Genomic DNA, 17,008 nt, shown 5'->3' with positions numbered 1-17,008 from the left:
GGCGGCAATGAAGATTTATGCGTCGGGCGAGGATTATTTGGAAGCAGTCCTTGTATTGCAAAAGGAAAAAGGCATGGTTCGCTCCGTTGACCTTGCCCGACACATGGGATTCAGTAAACCGAGTATCAGCCATGCAGTAGGTGTGTTAAAGAATGGCGGTTTTCTGACCGTGGATGAAGATGGATATCTCCATCTGACCGAAGACGGGCGGGAGGTTGCTGAGAAAATTTATGAACGGCATCAGTTCTTTACGGAGCAGCTTGTAGCTGTCGGGGTTGATCGGGAAACCGCAGAAAGGGATGCCTGTCGGATAGAACATGCAATCAGCGAAGAGACTTTTCAGAAATTGAAAGCTTCGGTTGAAAAACAGAGCAATGATACAGCATAACTTGAATGAATTATTTAGCACAGAAATTTGCATCTAATCAACAGATATTATCTATATATTGTGATTGAAATGTTGACGCAAACAAAATACAGTGCTATGATAATTGCGTAAATAGTTTTATTTGGGAAATATCCTGAATAAGAAATTTCATTCTGGAGAGGTCCGGGATTTGAAAGTAGATTGTGCGAAAAGTACAGGAGAAGTCTGTTCGGACTTCTGTAATATTGATTCGGGCATCAGCCTGAAAAGACAGAAAAGACATCAAAAAGCAAAGAATTGTTTTTTGGTGTCTTTTTTTATGTTCAGGCTGGCAAAAGGAGGGAAGACAAGAACAACCTTTGATCGAATATATTTATATAATGGATTGGAATGTGGAAAAGTGGAGAACCCAAATACCTTTTACCCGAATTGTATTGTACGGTAAGGAACCTGGAAGAGAGATTTTTCAAAGAAGCGGCCGAAAGAATTACAAGGGATTGTAGGAAATAAAAGATTGGAGGAAACAGAAACGTATGGCAAATACCAGATTATTTGACAGCTGGCAGATTGGGATGGATCTGCCGGCACCTTTTGACAGGGCGATAGATGGAGGCGTGCGGTATTCAACGAAGGAAGAGGACTGTTCCTGCTACAACAAGGCGATAAGGGGGAAAAAGCAACACTCTTTCCCGTCGTGCTCCGTGCGGTGCTGAACCTAATGCGGGGAGGACTGGTCGATGGAAACATCGCTGCGGGAGCGCAGCTTGCCGCAGACCGGCAGGCTGCGTTCTACTGTATGGAGTACACGAAAGCATATCAGGGAAAAGCAGCTTTTGCGAAACAAAAGAAGCAGCAGAGGCGAGCAAGACAGAAAAAAGAAACAAGAGATAATCTGGCTAAAGAAGAAATCTTGCAAGATGACAGATTTTTCTTTATTGCCGGTTATACCTCCGGAGGTGCACCGTATGGTGTCACCTGGGAGGAAATGGGTCTGAAACCTTGGGAAGAAAATGAGTGAGTTGCAGTGCAATCTTATTGACCTCTTGTGACAGAAACGGATTCCCGTTTTGCCGGAAGTAAGTCTGAATTGATTTCCGGAGCATCGAGCAGCACAGAGAAATTTTGCTGAATGATTTCCAAGGTTTTCTGCTTTTTCTGCAATTCCTGTTTTTCCCGGACAGTAGCAGCCTGTTCAGATTCAAGATTTTCAATCAGCTTTTGGACTTTATTAGGGCTTGGGATTTTGGTAACGCCGAGATCCTGAAGCTCTTTTTTTAGTGAATCGTGGAGCTGGTATTCTGCCTGATGTTTGGTGCGGTATGCTTTTGGATTTTTAGCAGATTTACAATCTTCAATTACTTTACGGCAAAGCCGATAAGAATCACAGTGTTTCTGAATGACTTTCTGCGTGCTCAGTTCACTGTTGATTTGTGCTATTCTTTGGTCGGCAACTTTCACAGAAGCTTCAATGTCAGATACATGCTGCCTGAAATCGTCATAATTCAGCAAGTTATTTTCGGAAAGATAGTTGAAGGTGCGGGCCGCCTCTTTCAAATTATTGAGCTTTGCCCATCGTTCAAATCCTTCTCGATTGCCGGTTGTAACATACGTGGAGATATTGATATACAGGCGGGCTTCTCTGGACAGATGCTTTGGAGCTTTTACTTTGCTACGATTTTTTGCCAGGCGGATGCGAACATTTTCTTCGGAATAATAGCTTCCGAGAGATTTCATATAAGTGAAGTTTTTCTGCTCTGGTGCACGGAAGGACAGGTGCTTTCCTTGGCGGATTTCATATCCGGCTAACTGCATCTTTTGCAGAAATTCCTCATAGTTGATGGAAACCCAGATTGCCTTATCAACCGCAACACGTAGCTTGGCTTTCCAACTGGTGCCACGATGATATTCCATGTTCTCTTTATAGTTTTTACCTTTTTCTCCGGTTGGCATACTGGTGGCAAGTCCATTTTCATGACAGATACGATTGCTGATTCTACAAAGTTTGTGGTAGCTCCGTTTATTGGAAACATACTTGTGATGATCAACAAAGCTTGCAGCGTTGAAGAGGATGTGATTGTGAATATGATTTTTGTCAACATGAGTACTGATCACGTATTCATATTTTCCTTTCAGTACTTCGTCTGCAAATTGTTGCCCTAAGCGATGAGCGGTTTCGGCATCAACTTCTCCAGGCTTGAAGGACTGGATCAGATGAAATGCCAGGTTATCACCTTTGTCCATTCCATTCTTTTTTGCCATTTCTCTTGTCATAGAAAATTCAAGATCTGCAGTTTCCGGGGAACAGCCAAAACTGGAAACTAACAGTTTTTCATCTGTTTTATCTGGATTCGTGATGTAGTCCAGAGCTTTCTTGTCTGTTACTTTAACGGGGAAGATCTTAAGATACGCCATAATTCTTTCACCATCTCTTTCAATTCTTGCATTTCTTCCGGATATAGATCTCCGGTGATATTTACCTTTTTTGCAATCTGGTTTATATTTACACCAATCTTGTGCATTTCCTCATACTGTTTCTTCAGTGGAGTGGTATCGGTGTTGACGATATAACCGTCGATTGCCATTTTTCGCAGATAAGCTCCCATGTTTTTGGTTTTTGATTCTATCATCTTCCTGCGGATTAGCTTCCTTTCTTCTTCGGTGACATAAAAATGAATTTCTTTGTTTCTCTTTCTTTCAGCCATTGGTGGGTTCTCCTTTCTGAGAGGGCAGTAGTATCGTTGCTTTCAGCGTTTTTTCAATTTAGGGCAGGGTACCCTAAATTGGGATTTTCCGGAAGTGTATCCTCACTTCCTGTCCTTGCTGTTTTACCCCTCTATTAGTTAAAGTCAGGAGAACCGGAAAAATGCAAAAGAATTTGGCAGGTAGTATGGGATACGAAAATGTGGTATGATTATGGGCAGGATATCAGAAAAATCAGGAGTTGAATAGATTGTGAAGAAAGAAGAAATTTTTGAATATGTGCAGAAACAGTATGGCACAATGCCGGAATATTTATGGAGTAAACTATCGGACAGTGCAGTACTTCGACATAAAAATGGAAAATGGTATGCAGTGATCATGACGGTTGAAAAATCGAAACTGGGATTAGAGGGAAATGATCTGGTTGACATTATGGATGTAAAGTGCAATCCAGAAATGACCAGCATGATTATTCAGACTTATGGATTTTTACCAGGATACCATATGGATAAACAGCACTGGATCACGATTTTACTGGATGGTTCAGTCAGTGAAGCGAAGATATTGGACTTTTTGGATATGAGCTATGACCTGATTGACGGAGCAGACGGAAAGGAAGAAAAATGAGAACAGCGATAGTATACGCATCTGTGCATCATGGAAATACAGAAAAATTAGTAAAGAGGATCGCAGAAGAATGTCAGGTGGATTTGATTGATGCTGTGAAACAGCCAGATGCAGACCTGAGCAGTTATGATATGATTGGGTTTGCATCAGGAATCTATTTTTCAAAGTTTCATCAGTCGATATTGGAATTTGCAGAGAAGAATCTACCGGACGACAAAAAGATATTTCTGATCTGTACTTATGGCGGGAGTGCGAATTATAAAACCATAGAGCAGATTTTGGATAAAAGACATGCCAGTGTGGTTGGAAAATTTGGTTGTAAAGGGTATGACACATTCGGACCATTTAAACTGGTTGGAGGTATTGCTAAAGACCATCCGAATGAAGAAGATATGAAAAACGCAGCGGATTTCGTAAAAGGATTACACTGATTTTTGAGCAAAAGGAAAACCGGGGATTTTACTCCTCGGTTTTCTGGCAGCTGTGTTTCAGTCTTCAACCTGAAAAATATCTTCTACAGGCACTTTCAGGTAATGTGCCAGCCGGATTGCAATCTCAAGAGAGGGATTACGTTCTCCACGTTCGATGCGGCCTATAGTCTGGCTGCAGGAACCTATGGCTTCAGCCAAATCTGCTTGAATGAGATTCCGTTCTTCACGAATATCTTTTAGTGTATTATTGATTGCCATTCAATCACTTCCTTTGCTTATTGTTATCAGCAGGATCATGAACCTGCTGTTGAAGTCTAATGAAATCCCGGAATTTCTGCACCTTTGCATTTCCCGATTACTTTTCCAAAAATCTTAAAAGAGTCAGATTCCAAAACCTGGATAGGACGATATTTTTGATTTAAAGAAATCAGATAAACACCATCTGGCTCATCGTGTAATTCCTTGATGTAAGTATTGCCGTTGAGATAGAAGATTCCAATTTCACCATTAGCAAGAGAATCTTTTTTCTGAATCCATGCAACATCGTCTGTATGATAAAGTGGCTCCATACTGTCACCGGAAATCCGTACACCAAAGTCAGTCTGCTCAGGAGCAAGGTGTCCTACATCATAGGTTTCTTTTACAGAATCCTCCAGGTAATTTCCAGTACCAGCAGAAACTGGTTCCCAGGTAATTTCTACAGGATGATGGAATGGGATAATTTTTGCAGACAGTGGAGAAAACTTTTTAGAAGCTTTCAAAATATCAGCAAATTCAATCAATTTATTTCTGCCTTCTTCATTCAATCCACTCATAATGTTATATGGGTTTTCTCCAAAGAAGGATTCATATATATCTTCGATATCAAGTAACTGGCAAAGTGTCAGGAAAACATGTAAAGCTGGTTCTCGTGCATTGGTCTCCCATTTGGAGATTGCTTTTGTAGTGACCTGAATACCTTCCTGAGAAAGCAGGTCTACCAGATCTGATTGAGAGTATCCTTTCTTTTTTCTATTTTCTGCTAATATTTCCCCGAAATCACGCATTTGTTCGCCTCATTTCTATTTGAATTTTCTATATGCATTATACCGTATGTTAGAAATAAAATCAACAATAATCTCCAAAATGGAGAAAATACAACCAAGATGTTACTTGACTATCTCCGGAATGTCGATATATACTAAACATACAAAAATTGATAAGACATCATGTTGAAGGAAACAGCTGGGAGGTGAAAAGTTTGAGTGAGCGTGTGATCCTGCATAGTGATATGAACTGTTTTTATGCCAGTGTAGAAATGCTGCATCATCCGGAATTTGCCGGAATGCCGCTGGCAGTCGGTGGCGATCCGGAAGCCAGACATGGGATTGTGCTGACAGCAAATTATATTGCAAAGCAAAAAGGTGTAAAGACCGGAATGGCATTATGGCAGGCAAAACAGATTTGTCCGGAAATCATATTTGTACCACCACGGATGGATTTGTATTTGAGATTTTCAAAGATGGCAAGAGAAATCTATTCGGAGTATACGGACAAGATTGAGCCATATGGAATTGATGAAGCCTGGCTGGATGTATCGGACAGCAGAAATCTGAAAGGAAGCGGAATGACGATTGCAAGAGAAATCAGCCATCGGATTAAATACGAACTGGGTGTAACGGTAAGTATTGGAATTTCCTGGAATAAGATTTATGCGAAACTTGGTTCAGATTATAAAAAGCCGGATGCAATCACAGAGTTTAATCGAGAAAATTATAAAGACAGGATATGGCAGCTTCCAGCGTCAGATTTGCTTTATGTCGGAAGACAGACAAATAAGAAATTGCAAAAACTTGGAATCCGGACAATCGGGCAACTTGCGGAATCAGACGAAAAGTTGTTAGAGAGTCATTTTGGAAAAATAGGAAATGTATTATGGGCTTTCGCAAATGGCTGGGATGAAGATCCGGTTTGCAAGGAAGGATATGAAGCACCAGTAAAGTCGATAGGTAATAGCACTACAACACCGAGAGATCTGGAAAATGATCTGGATGTCTGGATCATTCAAATAGCATTGGCAGAAAGTGTAGCTGCACGATTGCGGAAACATGGATTTAAATGCAAAACAGTAGAAATTACAGTTCGAGATAATCGATTGTATAGTTTTTCCAGACAGATACATTTACGACAGCCAACGAATATTACAAACGAGATTGTAACTGCAGCATTTCAGCTATTTAAAGATAATTACAAATGGGAACATCCCATTAGAAGCCTGGGAATCCGAGCTGCGGATCTTGTGTTAGATGATATTCCCGTGCAGTTGGATTTATTTGGAAATCAGGAGAAAAAGGAAAAGTTAGAGAAGCTGGATCGTACTGTAGATGAGATCAGACGACGGTTTGGTTATTTCAGTATACAGCGAGCGGCAATGTATCAGGATAAAGTCTTATCCCACTTAGACGCTGGTACGCACACGATCCATCCACATAGTTATTTCCATGGGTAATTGGAGGGATAGATTTGAAAAAAGCATTAACCAGAAAACAGGAAGAAAGTTATCAGTGTATTTTACGATATACCAATGAACATGGATATCCACCGACAATACGGGAATTTGGAAAATTGATCGGGGTGAAATCAACATCATCAGCATTTTCCAGAATCAAGCAGTTGGAGTTAAATGGATATATCCGCAGAATCCCGGCATCGCCAAGAGCAATTGAGATTTTATAGTGAGGTGTCGGCATGAACAAAGTATATGTAGATGTAGTAGCAGAGTTTCGGAAAAACGGACAGCTGGTTCCCATATTTTTTACATGGGAGGATGGAAGAAAGTATAGCATTGACAGAATTTTGAAAATCGAGCGATGCGCCAGCAGAAAGGCAGGCGGTGTAGGAATGATGTACACCTGTATGATACAAGGGCAGGAAAGCCACTTGTTTTACGAAGTGGATAAATGGTTTATGGAGAGAAAAACAGCATAAGGAGAGCTTGGTATAGACGATATTATTTGGATTATTAACCGGCAGGGATAGTCACTTTCCCTTTTTATTCCTGCAGGTTTTACATAAGAAGATGGATTCCGGTCAGCAAAGGCAGCTCCCACAATGCCTTTTGGATATCCGCTTCTGCAAGTTGTAGTAAGTAATTGCTTCCCATCAAAATCATGGGGAAAGCGAACTGGTCTGAAAGACCGCCAGTTAGTGTGATGATGATAAGGAGATTTTGAAACTGATGACAGACAGAGATTATGCAATTAAATCAATGAAAGAGATTACCTTCCAGATGGCAAGCCATGCACAGGATTATTTGGAAGTAACGATTGAAAGACATTATACTGATATTAAAGAATTGATGACAAGCTATCAGAAATTGATTTTGGAAAATCAGATTGTGTTAGAAGAACTGGATATGGAGTGCCAGGAGAAAATCAATGAAGATATGGCATATGCGTTGAGTTATCTGAGCATTTATAACAATCAGCTGAATGTGCCAAAGATGCACCGGGAAATGAATAACCTGATGATCATTTATGGCTTGTCAGATATGATCTATCGTGGAATGACACTGGTTAAGTTCTATGCACCGAATGGTGTGATGCTCAGTGAGATCCTTCATTCCTGTTTTTGCAGTCATTATAATAAGACAGATGTGGAAGTACAACAGGAGTTAGGAATAGGCAGGACTTCATTTTATAAAATGAAGAAGCAGGCACTTGGGTATTTAGGATTTTATTTTTATGAGATCGTGGTACCGCAGGCAAAGGATAAAAGATTTAAACCGTCACTGGGCGTAGAGGAAGAGTAGGTGAATAATATGAGATACGAAGATTCGATGAAAGGTGTAGCTGATCAGATAATCAAAGAACAGCAACGAGCCAGTAAAATTAAAAACAATCCAGAAGAGTTCCATTGGCATGACGAATATGCAACGTTGAATTTCTTTCGGTTTATCTGCAAAAATATCGGTAACTTGGGAAATGGAGAAATTGAAAAAATGGTCACACGCTTAAAGAGCATAGATCAGAAAGCAGTGGAAAACCATGTGAATGGTGCTGTTTGGGCATTTGATTATGATAAGATGTTCTGTGTATTGATGGAAAATGAAATTTGCCGAAAGGTGTGTGAAAAGAATAAATATAATAGTTGGACGAAGCTGATTGGACAGTATTGTATTTCAATGGCTTAAAGATAAAGAAAGTTGCTGGAGAGAAAAAATATTCTCCAGCAACTTTGTCTTTGATGAATAAAGGTCAAATTTTCATTTAACTATTCTCACTATTATTTGATTCAGTGATTTTTTTCTTCTTTGGAGAAACCAGTTTGTGACCGGAATAAATGGACATGCCAATACAAAGCAATGAAGAATAGGCAAAGTATTTATGTGCAGTCATAGATTTTTTGATTCCAGAATAAATGCATCCCAACATACAGAAAAGTGCGCCTAAGGACCAGTATTTATGTGATTTCATGATTTGATACCTCCTTTGATTTAACTGATTCAATCATAACGCTTTTTTACGAAAATGCAAAGAAAATCTTGAAATATAGTTCTATAGAATTAGAACTTGGTTTTGCGATTCTGTATATTGAAGACATCCACAAGTATACTAAATCCAGAACGATTATTCGTTCCGGAGGAGGTGTTACGATGGATTTGAAAGCAGTAGGACAGCGAATCAAATCGGCACGAGAAGCAAAAAATCTCACACAAGAGGAACTGGCTGCATTAGTAAATTTAAGCCCGACGCATGTGAGTGTAATAGAGAGAGGCTTGAAAGTTACAAAATTGGATACCTTTGTTGCAATTGCAAATGCGTTAGATGTTTCTGCAGATACTCTTTTAATTGATGTTGTGGCACATTCAGTTACAGGTGTTACAAATGAACTGACAGAAAAAATTGAAAAACTTCCAATCAAAGAACAGAAAAAAATCATCAAAGTAATTCACACATTATTGGAAGAGTGATATGACAAACTGGGAAGAGCAAGTAGCTCTTCTTTTTTTGACCATTTATTCAGATTTAAGTTGTAAAGTGTCTTTTCATGATAATAGAAATATGCTAAATTGGTTCTATAGAACAAGTTGTAAATCCAGTTATATATCGGAGGAAAATGAATGAGAGAAAAAACTATTTATGAGAAGATTGCAGAAAAGTACAACACAACACCAGAAGAAGTACGCAGAGAAATGCAGATAGCCATAGATGCAGGATTTGATAATCCTGATCCGGCTGTGCAGGAAGAATGGAAGAAAATGACACTTAAAGGAGAAAGACCTACACCGGAAGAAGTAATCAATTACGCAGTAAAAAAACTAAAAGGAAAATAAAAATATGAAGAAAAAGATAATTGCATTGATTTCAGGAGCAGTGATCTTGATAATTGCTGCAGGAAGTATTTATGGGAAATCTGAATCTGGTCATAAGGAAGGCGAACCGGATGTAGTTGGAACATTTTCCGTAAATCGGGATGAAAATTTAACCGTGGTTGCTAACCGGAAAAATATTGAGGATAGAGAAGCGTTTGTAAGAGAGCTTTTGCAGATGTACAAGGATGATTCTTTTTATTCGACAAAATTCTCCACAGACAGGGGATATGCGACGAGTCTTGATATGAACATCTATTTATGGAAAGAGGATATTGAAGATGGGGAATCGGTAATGACAGCCGAATACAGACCTGTAGAATATGGAAAGGACTATGATGTAGTCAATAATCCTGATAAATTTCAACTATATATAGATGGAAAAGAAGTAGAAGAATAACACGGTGAACTTTTTATACTGAAATATGTACGATTCCAATAATGATATGAACTTATGGGAACATATTGCGGATACTTTGTGAACTTTATCCTGATACAATGATTATGCTGATGAAAGAAGGCATAGATAACTGAATACAAGAAAGAGACGAAAGCCTCAGTAGTTAAGAAAAAACTACTGGGGCTTTTTTTCGTGCCTGAATTTCTCAGCCAATAACTGCGGGCGTATCCCGGCAGGATAAAGGCGGAGCAGGCATGATTCTAAACAGAGGTCCGCCTTCTGGATTTGAAACGAGCAACAAGATTTCAAATTTAGGAGGAACGGATATGTACATTGAACACCCATATTTTTATGAAGGAAAGTACTACGCAAATATTGATGGAGAAATGATCGAGATTACAAAAGAAGTTGCGTATGCGATGAACAATTTTTACAGAAGTAGCAAGGCAAAAAAAGTTGAGATTAAGAACGAATTAGGAGAGGTCGTGGATAAGATGCTGCGGGAGGTACCTTACAGTGGACAGTCTATTGATGGAGAAGGATTCATGATTGAGGATTTCCCGGATTTGAACTGTGATGTGGAGCACAGTGTACTGACAAAAATGGAACAGCAGGATATTCACAAAGTGATCGATAAGCTGAATGCGGAGGAACGCATGATTATTTATGGCATTTTCTTTGAAAATAAGACTCAGACGCAGATGGCAGAGATTATGGGGATTTCCAGACAAGTATTAGCGTACAAGCTGAAAACGATCCTTAATAAAATGCGTGAAATGTATATGAAAGAATTTTTTTAAAAAATTTTGAAAATTTTTTGCATCTGCCGAAGTCATTTGACTTTAGTAATTAGAGGAGCTTTAAGGACTCCCTAAATTGCACCATGATAACTGAATATCCAATAATAACTGACGTGACATTTCATACAGTGAGCACGAGGAAGATGCCGCTATAGGATTATAAGACGTAAAAACATTTTTAGAGCTAATAATGCTGCGAAAAAGCACTGACCAAAGCCAGTTGGCAGGCTGGTGATGCGAGGACATGTGTGAGATGCGATACACTTGCAGACCCTGAGAAGTCTGTAACTGGTAAACCTATGAACTGCCAGAGCCTGGAAATGAGAGTTTTTGGGTTGTGGTCCGGAGTGTAGCATCCGGACAGGTTATTATTCCCTTCCTGCAGATGCAGGAGTAACGATTCGGGGTATCGAGGATAAATAGAATCGAGCGAGCACTGTTTAATAATCAAATTGGCTATAGAGGTTATGCGGCAGAGCTTTCCAGCTTGGAAAGGAACTCTGCCGTATCCCTGTGGAGCCAATATAGCGCTATGAATGCTTTACAAATAAAAAAAGATTGGAGAGATGACAAGTGACGATTCGAAGAGGAGATATCTTATGGGCAGATCTCGGTATGTTTCCTACAACATCTGTTCAGGGTGGTGTAAGACCGGTGATCGTAGTGAGCAATAATAAAGCCAATACATACAGTTCAGTCATAACGGTAGTTCCGCTGACATCAAGAATATATAAGAAACGGTATTTGCCAACACATGTATTTATCAGTAAATATGATATGACGGGAATCCGAAAAGGAAGTTTGGCACTGGCTGAACAGGTTATGAGCATTTCCACAAAATGTATTATTGAGAAATGCGGAAGAGTAAATAAGTGGATCCTGGATCGGGTACTGAAAGCAGTACGGATTCAGATGGGAATGGAAGGAGAAGTGCATGACGGCAGAAGAATATAGAAACTATCTGGAAACGGATTTTGATGATGTGGATCTGAAGGAATTGAAGGATATCCGAAAAATAAGGATTGACCGGAATCAGACGAAGGAAAAAAGAATAGCTCAATATCTCAGACAGGTGGGAAATCCCTATCTTGTCTGTATAGGAAATGTAAAAGTGAAAATAAGGTTTGCAAACAATGGAGTATCTTTTGAAGATGCATTTGAGGAACTTTTGCTTTCTGTATAAAAAGTGATGGTAAAATCTGAAGAGTTATGTTAATATGGAGACGAGGAATTCAGGACTCCTCATTCATATCAGGACAAAATCGACTCACCCTCTGGGTTTTACCAATGTTGATGGAAAGGTAAAACTAAGGAGGATGAAGATGAATCAAATTAACAATTCAAAGAAAATCTATCATGCAGCCATTTATGTTCGTTTATCGAAAGAAGATGGCGATGTTGCTACTGCTGGAAAGCGTGAAAGCAACAGTATCTCAAATCAGAAAGATCTGATAAAAAATTTCCTAAAAGATAAAAAGGATATAGTTGTTGTATCAGAACGGGTGGATGACGGTTACAGCGGTTCTAATTTTGAACGTCCTGCATTTCAGATGATGCTGGAAGATATCAAAAAAGGAATTGTGGATTGTGTCGTTGTAAAAGACCTTTCCCGTTTTGGACGTGAGTATATTGATGCCGGAAAATATATCGAAAGATTATTTCCGGCACTTGGCGTGCGGTTTATTGCGGTCAATGATCATTATGACAGCCTGGAAGGGAAAAGTCAGGCAGACGAAATCGTGATTCCTTTCAAGAATCTCATTAACGATGCATATTGCCGTGACATTTCTATCAAAATAAGAAGCCACCTGGAAGTAAAGAGAAAAAATGGGGAATATATTGGAGCGTTTACACCGTATGGCTACCAGAAAGATTCAGATAATAAAAACAAACTGGTGCTAGATGCATATGCGGCAGGTATCGTCAAAGAAATTTACCGCATGAAATTATCAGGTATGAGCCAGACAGCAATTGCCAATGCATTGAACAAACAGGGTGTTCTTTCACCAATGGAATATAAGCACAGTCTTGGAATAAGGATTCAGGATAATTTTAAAACACACGAACAGGCAGAGTGGAGCGCCATGTCGGTAAAAAGAATCCTTGAAAATGAAGTATACACTGGAACTCTGGTGCAGGGAAAAAGAACAACACCAAACCATAAAGTAAAAAAATTGATGAAAAAGCCGGAGACAGATTGGGTTAGAATTGAAAAAAATCATGAGGCTATCGTATCAGAACGAGAATTTGCACTGGTGCAGAGATTATTAGGGATAGATACAAGGACTTCTCCGAACGAGGAAAAGGTATATCCATTATCTGGACTTGCGGTTTGTGGAGACTGTGGGGCAATGATGATCAAACGGGATGTTCCGGCAGGAGGAAAGGTATACGCTTACTATATCTGTTCCAGACATGCGGCTACGAAAGCGTGTGCAGCACACAGAATACCAATGGGTAAACTAGAAGAAACAGTATTGGAACTGGTAAAAATCCATATTGAGAATATCCTTGATATGAAAAAAATCATGGATTTTATCCATGAAGTACCATTTCAAGAATTGGATATAAAAGAACTGGAAATTAGAAAAGAAGCAAAAGAAAAAGAAGCCGTGCGATGCCGGGAGTTAAGAGATTATCTATATGAGGATTTCCGTGAAGGAATCATTTCAAAAGAAGATTATAAAGAGCTTCATGACGGGTACACAGAAAAACGGAAAAAAGCCGAGGAAGCAGTCCGAAGCATTGATCAACAGATCAGTGAAGTCCTGGAATCAAAAAGTGATAAATATCATTGGCTTGATTATTTTGCCGAGCATCAGAATATACAGGAACTTACAAGAACTGTTGCTGTTGAACTGATTGACCAGATATTAGTATATGACAAAAAACATATTGAAGTCAGATTTAATTTTGATGATTGTTATCAATCTCTGTTACGGCAGATACAGTCGGTGGGATGCGATGTCAGCACAGGTATGGACGGAAGAATAGAAATTCAAAAGAGGGAGGTCGTATAAATGGCTCGAAAATCAAGAAAAGTAGATTATGTAAATGTTGGAAATAAAGAAAATTTGGTTACAGAAGCTGAAAACCAGTGTGAAAAAGTTTCACATGCAGCCCTTTATGCAAGGCTTTCCTATGAGAGTGAAAAGAACAGAGAAAGAAATACGATAGAAACGCAGATGGTTCTGCTTCATAATTTCGTAAAAGAACAGAAAGATATCGTGGTTGCAAAGGAATATTATGATATATCTAAAACCGGAACTAATTTTGAGAGAGATGGTTTTAATGAGATGATGCAGGACATCAAAGAGGGAAATATTGACTGTGTTATTGTTAAAGATCTTTCTAGACTTGGAAGAAATTATGTAGAGGCAGGAAGCTATATTGAAAGAGTGTTCCCATTCTTTAATGTGCGTTTTATTTCGGTGAATGATCATTATGATTCGTTCAGAGATGACATAAGCCTGCTGATCAGCATGTCAAACGTGTATAATGAGTTTTATTCCAGAGATTTGGCAAAGAAAATAAGAAGTTCATACCGGACGAGCTGGGCAAATGGCGAATTTCCTTCCGGTCAGATGGCTTATGGTTATGAAAAAGACAAGGATAATCCTCATCAGCTGATTCCAGATCCGGTAGCAGCACCAGTGGTGAAAAAGATATTTCAGTATTTTATTGATGGAATGACTTATGCAGAGATTGCCCGGAAATTAAATGCGGATGGGTATCTCTGCCCGAAAGCCTACAAGCTGGATAAAGCAGGAAAAGCAAATGAAAAGTCAGCGACATGGACATGGAGTGGAGGAACAGTCCACAAAATCCTTGAGAATCAATATTATGCCGGTGATAGTGTGCATAATCAGTTTACCAATGATTCCTGGGCAGCACAGAGACAGAAAATGAATCAGAAAGAAGAATGGATCATCATCAAAAATACCCATGAGGCACTTGTGAGCAGAAAGGATTTTGATGAGGTACAGGAAAAGATTGGTCATATCGTAAAACGGGTTAATGAAGCTCGTAAATCAAATGGCAATAATGTAAGAGACTTCAACTTTTTCAAGCAGAAAATTGTATGTGCAGACTGTGGAAAAACCATGTATTTATATGGGAAAACAAAAGGCAATCATCGTAGGTTTTACTGTGGAAATAATAAGCTCTACGGGAAGTGTACGCCACATTCTATCACTGATTTGGAAGTGAATGATTATGTACTGCGTGTGATACGTGCACATATCAATGTATATGTTGAAAATGTAGATTTGATTCGGCGGTTGAATCAAAGACAGGAAAGCATTAAAAAATATGATGTGTTTAACAGGGAAATCAAGAAATGCCGGAAAGAACTGGAAAAAGTGGCAGTACACCGGGAAAGATTGTTTGAGGATTATGTGTGCCGTATTATTGATGCAGAGCAGTATGAAACATTTTCAAAGCAGGATGCGGAAACAGAAAAAGAGATCCAGAATAACATGGAAATTTTATTAAAGCATCAGGTTGGATATGAAAAAAATTTTCACACAGAGGAAGAATGGGAAACATTGATCAATAAATACCGCAATACGAGAACGCTGACAAAGGAAATGGTCAATGCTTTTGTAGAAAAAATCGAAATACATGAAAGCGGTTCTATTACGGTACGTTTGGTGTATGATGATATGTTGGAAGAATTAAGAAAATATGCAAAAGAACGGGAGGCTGAGTTATGCCAGTAACAGAATGTATCGCTGTTTATATCAGACTTTCGTCGGAGGATAATGATGTAGATGGCAGTATAAAAGCCGAAAGTAACAGTGTCAGTGCACAGAGAATGCTGATAAACGAATTTATCAAAAAACAGGACGAATTTGCTAACTGTCCAGTAGTTGAATATGTAGACGATGGGTACAGTGGTACAAACTTTAACCGTCCTGGCTTTCAGAGGATGATGGAAGATGCAAAAGCAGGACGTATAAAAAGTATTGTTATAAAGGACTTTTCAAGATTTGGAAGAGATTATCTGGAAGTGGGGAATTATCTGGAAAAAATCCTGCCAGTCCTTGGTATTCGAATTATCTCAATTAACGATGGCTTTGACAGTATCAATTCCTCTGGTTTTACTGGAGGAATGAGTGTAGCGTTAAAAAATATGCTGAATGCAATGTACAGCAAAGATTTGTCCAGAAAAGTTCGTTCTGCTATGAAAACACATGCTAAAAACGGTGAATATATGCCGGCTTTTCCCAAATATGGATATATTAAAGATCCAGAAGATAAGCATCATCTGGTTATAGACCCAGAAGCGGCTGAAATAGTGAAACTGATATTCACAATGGCGGCAGATGGGAAAACAAAAGGACAGATAGCAAAATATCTGAACGAAACCCATGTGCTTACATGCCGGGAGTATATGTGCAGAAAAGGTATAAAAATGCACAGAGAAAACGAAAAAGAAAAGAAACTCTGGTCAGTCACGACAATCTCAGATATGCTCAAAAATGAAGTGTATCTTGGAAAAATTATTTGGAATAAAAAGAGAGTGGCAAGAACAGGAAGCAATAAATTGGTTTCCAATGATAAAGAGGAGTGGATTGTTGTAGAAAATGCACATGAACCAATTATATCCGATGAATTATTCCGGAAAGCAAATGAGAAAGCGTTTACTAACCAGAAAAAAGTTCTTGCAAAAAGAGGAGTAGCCTGCCCTATTTTCTTTTGCCCGACCTGTGGAAGAAGACTTGGTTTTACCAGCAGAGAGACTGGGTATCGCTGTATGCAGGCACATATCAGCGGTCTTAGTGGGTGTGCGGAAAGTAAAATGGACAGGAAAGAAGCAGAAGAAACAGTACTGGATGCAGCCAGAAATATGGCACAATTCATTTCGGAAAATCTTGAGAAAAAGAAAAGAGAATGGCATAAAACAATTTTGAAAGAAGAAAATATCGCAACACTGGAAAGTGAAAAAAAGCGACTCTCGTCAAGAAAAATGAAACTGTATTCTGATTATCGTTCAGAAGTGTTGGACAAGGAAGGGTATATGGAAGAACTGGAAAAAACGACTTCCCGTATTTCAGAAATCACTTTGCAGATAGCAGAATTGGAGAATGAGATTGCAGTAGCGAAGAAAAAATGTGATGAAGCAACAGAAAAAGAAATGGAAGTAAATGAGATTGCAGCATTGCAGGATTTTGACAAAATACAGCTGTCAAAGATTATTGAGAAAGTCTTTATTTATGAACCAGGTCGTATGGAGATAAGCTGGAAGATGGATGACATTTTCTACAAAGAAGAAAAAGCATAAACGGAATAAGATTGTTCGCAGGAGCATCACTGGATGAAAACAGTGGT

At 39.0% G+C, this 17,008-nt stretch carries 23 protein-coding genes; 18 read left to right on the top strand and 5 right to left on the bottom strand.

Features of this window, described 5'->3' with window-relative positions:
- Window positions 1-7 precede the first annotated feature (7 nt).
- Together MCJ35_RS15785 and MCJ35_RS15780 are read left to right on the top strand one after the other, a co-directional pair.
- On the top strand, window positions 8-388 hold the full coding sequence (locus MCJ35_RS15785; protein ID WP_024720760.1) for a metal-dependent transcriptional regulator: 381 nt from the start codon (window positions 8-10) through the stop codon (window positions 386-388).
- 697 nt (window positions 389-1,085) lie between these two features.
- Window positions 1,086-1,385, top strand: a complete 300-nt coding sequence (locus MCJ35_RS15780) for a hypothetical protein (RefSeq protein WP_024728259.1) — start codon at window positions 1,086-1,088, stop codon at window positions 1,383-1,385.
- 14 nt (window positions 1,386-1,399) lie between these two features.
- Here MCJ35_RS15780 and MCJ35_RS15775 read toward each other — a convergent pair whose 3' ends face one another.
- Complete coding sequence (locus MCJ35_RS15775; RefSeq protein ID WP_024720758.1) at window positions 1,400-2,779, bottom strand: relaxase/mobilization nuclease domain-containing protein; 1,380 nt, start codon at window positions 2,777-2,779, stop codon at window positions 1,400-1,402.
- A complete protein-coding gene (locus tag MCJ35_RS15770) occupies window positions 2,746-3,069 on the bottom strand; it encodes a plasmid mobilization protein (RefSeq protein ID WP_024720757.1) in 324 nt (107 codons plus the stop codon). Before MCJ35_RS15770 ends, MCJ35_RS15775 begins: the two co-directional genes overlap by 34 nt.
- 250 nt (window positions 3,070-3,319) lie before the next feature.
- Here MCJ35_RS15770 and MCJ35_RS15765 point away from each other — a divergent pair, with 250 nt between their 5' ends.
- Window positions 3,320-3,694: an MmcQ/YjbR family DNA-binding protein gene (locus tag MCJ35_RS15765; RefSeq protein WP_024720756.1), complete on the top strand. Its 375-nt coding sequence runs from the start codon at window positions 3,320-3,322 to the stop codon at window positions 3,692-3,694.
- The gene (locus tag MCJ35_RS15760) at window positions 3,691-4,125 is read left to right on the top strand and encodes a flavodoxin family protein (protein ID WP_024720755.1); all 435 of its coding nucleotides are present in this window, start codon (window positions 3,691-3,693) and stop codon (window positions 4,123-4,125) included. The genes MCJ35_RS15765 and MCJ35_RS15760 overlap by 4 nt, the downstream gene beginning before the upstream one ends.
- A gap of 57 nt (window positions 4,126-4,182) precedes the next feature.
- Here MCJ35_RS15760 and MCJ35_RS15755 read toward each other — a convergent pair whose 3' ends face one another.
- Window positions 4,183-4,383, bottom strand: a complete 201-nt coding sequence (locus MCJ35_RS15755; RefSeq protein ID WP_005344265.1) for a helix-turn-helix transcriptional regulator — start codon at window positions 4,381-4,383, stop codon at window positions 4,183-4,185.
- 56 nt (window positions 4,384-4,439) lie between these two features.
- Complete coding sequence (locus MCJ35_RS15750) at window positions 4,440-5,171, bottom strand: helix-turn-helix domain-containing protein (protein WP_024720754.1); 732 nt, start codon at window positions 5,169-5,171, stop codon at window positions 4,440-4,442.
- Between the two features lie 194 nt (window positions 5,172-5,365).
- On the opposite strand from MCJ35_RS15750, the gene dinB reads away from it, so the two are divergent.
- The 5 genes from dinB to MCJ35_RS15725 all read left to right on the top strand — a co-directional run bounded on the left by dinB (window position 5,366) and on the right by MCJ35_RS15725 (window position 8,296).
- Complete coding sequence (gene dinB, locus MCJ35_RS15745; RefSeq protein ID WP_024728258.1) at window positions 5,366-6,613, top strand: DNA polymerase IV; 1,248 nt, start codon at window positions 5,366-5,368, stop codon at window positions 6,611-6,613.
- A 14-nt stretch (window positions 6,614-6,627) separates the two neighbouring features.
- Window positions 6,628-6,840, top strand: a complete 213-nt coding sequence (locus tag MCJ35_RS15740; RefSeq protein WP_024720752.1) for a LexA family protein — start codon at window positions 6,628-6,630, stop codon at window positions 6,838-6,840.
- A gap of 12 nt (window positions 6,841-6,852) precedes the next feature.
- Entirely contained in the window at window positions 6,853-7,092 is a 240-nt protein-coding gene (locus MCJ35_RS15735) for a hypothetical protein (protein ID WP_024720751.1), read from the top strand.
- A gap of 250 nt (window positions 7,093-7,342) precedes the next feature.
- On the top strand, window positions 7,343-7,915 hold the full coding sequence (locus MCJ35_RS15730; protein WP_008688147.1) for an ArpU family phage packaging/lysis transcriptional regulator: 573 nt from the start codon (window positions 7,343-7,345) through the stop codon (window positions 7,913-7,915).
- A 9-nt stretch (window positions 7,916-7,924) separates the two neighbouring features.
- Window positions 7,925-8,296: a hypothetical protein gene (locus MCJ35_RS15725; RefSeq protein WP_008688148.1), complete on the top strand. Its 372-nt coding sequence runs from the start codon at window positions 7,925-7,927 to the stop codon at window positions 8,294-8,296.
- Between the two features lie 76 nt (window positions 8,297-8,372).
- Here MCJ35_RS15725 and MCJ35_RS15720 read toward each other — a convergent pair whose 3' ends face one another.
- Entirely contained in the window at window positions 8,373-8,579 is a 207-nt protein-coding gene (locus tag MCJ35_RS15720) for a DUF6219 family protein (RefSeq protein WP_024720750.1), read from the bottom strand.
- Between the two features lie 179 nt (window positions 8,580-8,758).
- Between MCJ35_RS15720 and MCJ35_RS15715 the strand changes: the two genes are divergently transcribed.
- From MCJ35_RS15715 to MCJ35_RS15675, 9 genes are all read left to right on the top strand, one after another.
- On the top strand, window positions 8,759-9,076 hold the full coding sequence (locus tag MCJ35_RS15715) for a helix-turn-helix domain-containing protein (RefSeq protein WP_008688152.1): 318 nt from the start codon (window positions 8,759-8,761) through the stop codon (window positions 9,074-9,076).
- 150 nt (window positions 9,077-9,226) lie between these two features.
- Window positions 9,227-9,439 carry a sporulation initiation factor Spo0A C-terminal domain-containing protein gene (locus MCJ35_RS15710; protein WP_024720749.1) on the top strand — a complete coding sequence of 71 codons (213 nt, stop codon included), beginning with the start codon at window positions 9,227-9,229 and terminating at the stop codon, window positions 9,437-9,439.
- 4 nt (window positions 9,440-9,443) lie between these two features.
- Window positions 9,444-9,875 carry a hypothetical protein gene (locus MCJ35_RS15705; RefSeq protein ID WP_024720748.1) on the top strand — a complete coding sequence of 144 codons (432 nt, stop codon included), beginning with the start codon at window positions 9,444-9,446 and terminating at the stop codon, window positions 9,873-9,875.
- 254 nt (window positions 9,876-10,129) lie between these two features.
- Entirely contained in the window at window positions 10,130-10,675 is a 546-nt protein-coding gene (locus MCJ35_RS15700) for a sigma-70 family RNA polymerase sigma factor (RefSeq protein ID WP_034549718.1), read from the top strand.
- 573 nt (window positions 10,676-11,248) lie between these two features.
- Window positions 11,249-11,629 (top strand): type II toxin-antitoxin system PemK/MazF family toxin, encoded by a 381-nt coding sequence (locus MCJ35_RS15695; RefSeq protein ID WP_024720746.1) that lies wholly within the window; start codon window positions 11,249-11,251, stop codon window positions 11,627-11,629.
- A complete protein-coding gene (locus MCJ35_RS15690) occupies window positions 11,610-11,858 on the top strand; it encodes a DUF6870 family protein (protein WP_005344286.1) in 249 nt (82 codons plus the stop codon). Before MCJ35_RS15695 ends, MCJ35_RS15690 begins: the two co-directional genes overlap by 20 nt.
- Before the next feature lie 139 nt (window positions 11,859-11,997).
- Window positions 11,998-13,695 (top strand): recombinase family protein, encoded by a 1,698-nt coding sequence (locus MCJ35_RS15685; RefSeq protein ID WP_024720745.1) that lies wholly within the window; start codon window positions 11,998-12,000, stop codon window positions 13,693-13,695.
- A complete protein-coding gene (locus tag MCJ35_RS15680; protein ID WP_024720744.1) occupies window positions 13,696-15,396 on the top strand; it encodes a recombinase family protein in 1,701 nt (566 codons plus the stop codon).
- A complete protein-coding gene (locus MCJ35_RS15675) occupies window positions 15,387-16,961 on the top strand; it encodes a recombinase family protein (RefSeq protein WP_024728257.1) in 1,575 nt (524 codons plus the stop codon). The genes MCJ35_RS15680 and MCJ35_RS15675 overlap by 10 nt, the downstream gene beginning before the upstream one ends.
- Window positions 16,962-17,008: the final 47 nt, after the last annotated feature.

It is taken from the genome of Enterocloster sp. OA13, assembly GCF_022440595.1.
Taxonomy (GTDB): domain Bacteria; phylum Bacillota; class Clostridia; order Lachnospirales; family Lachnospiraceae; genus Enterocloster; species Enterocloster hominis.
This window is presented reverse-complemented; position numbering and strand designations above follow the sequence as displayed.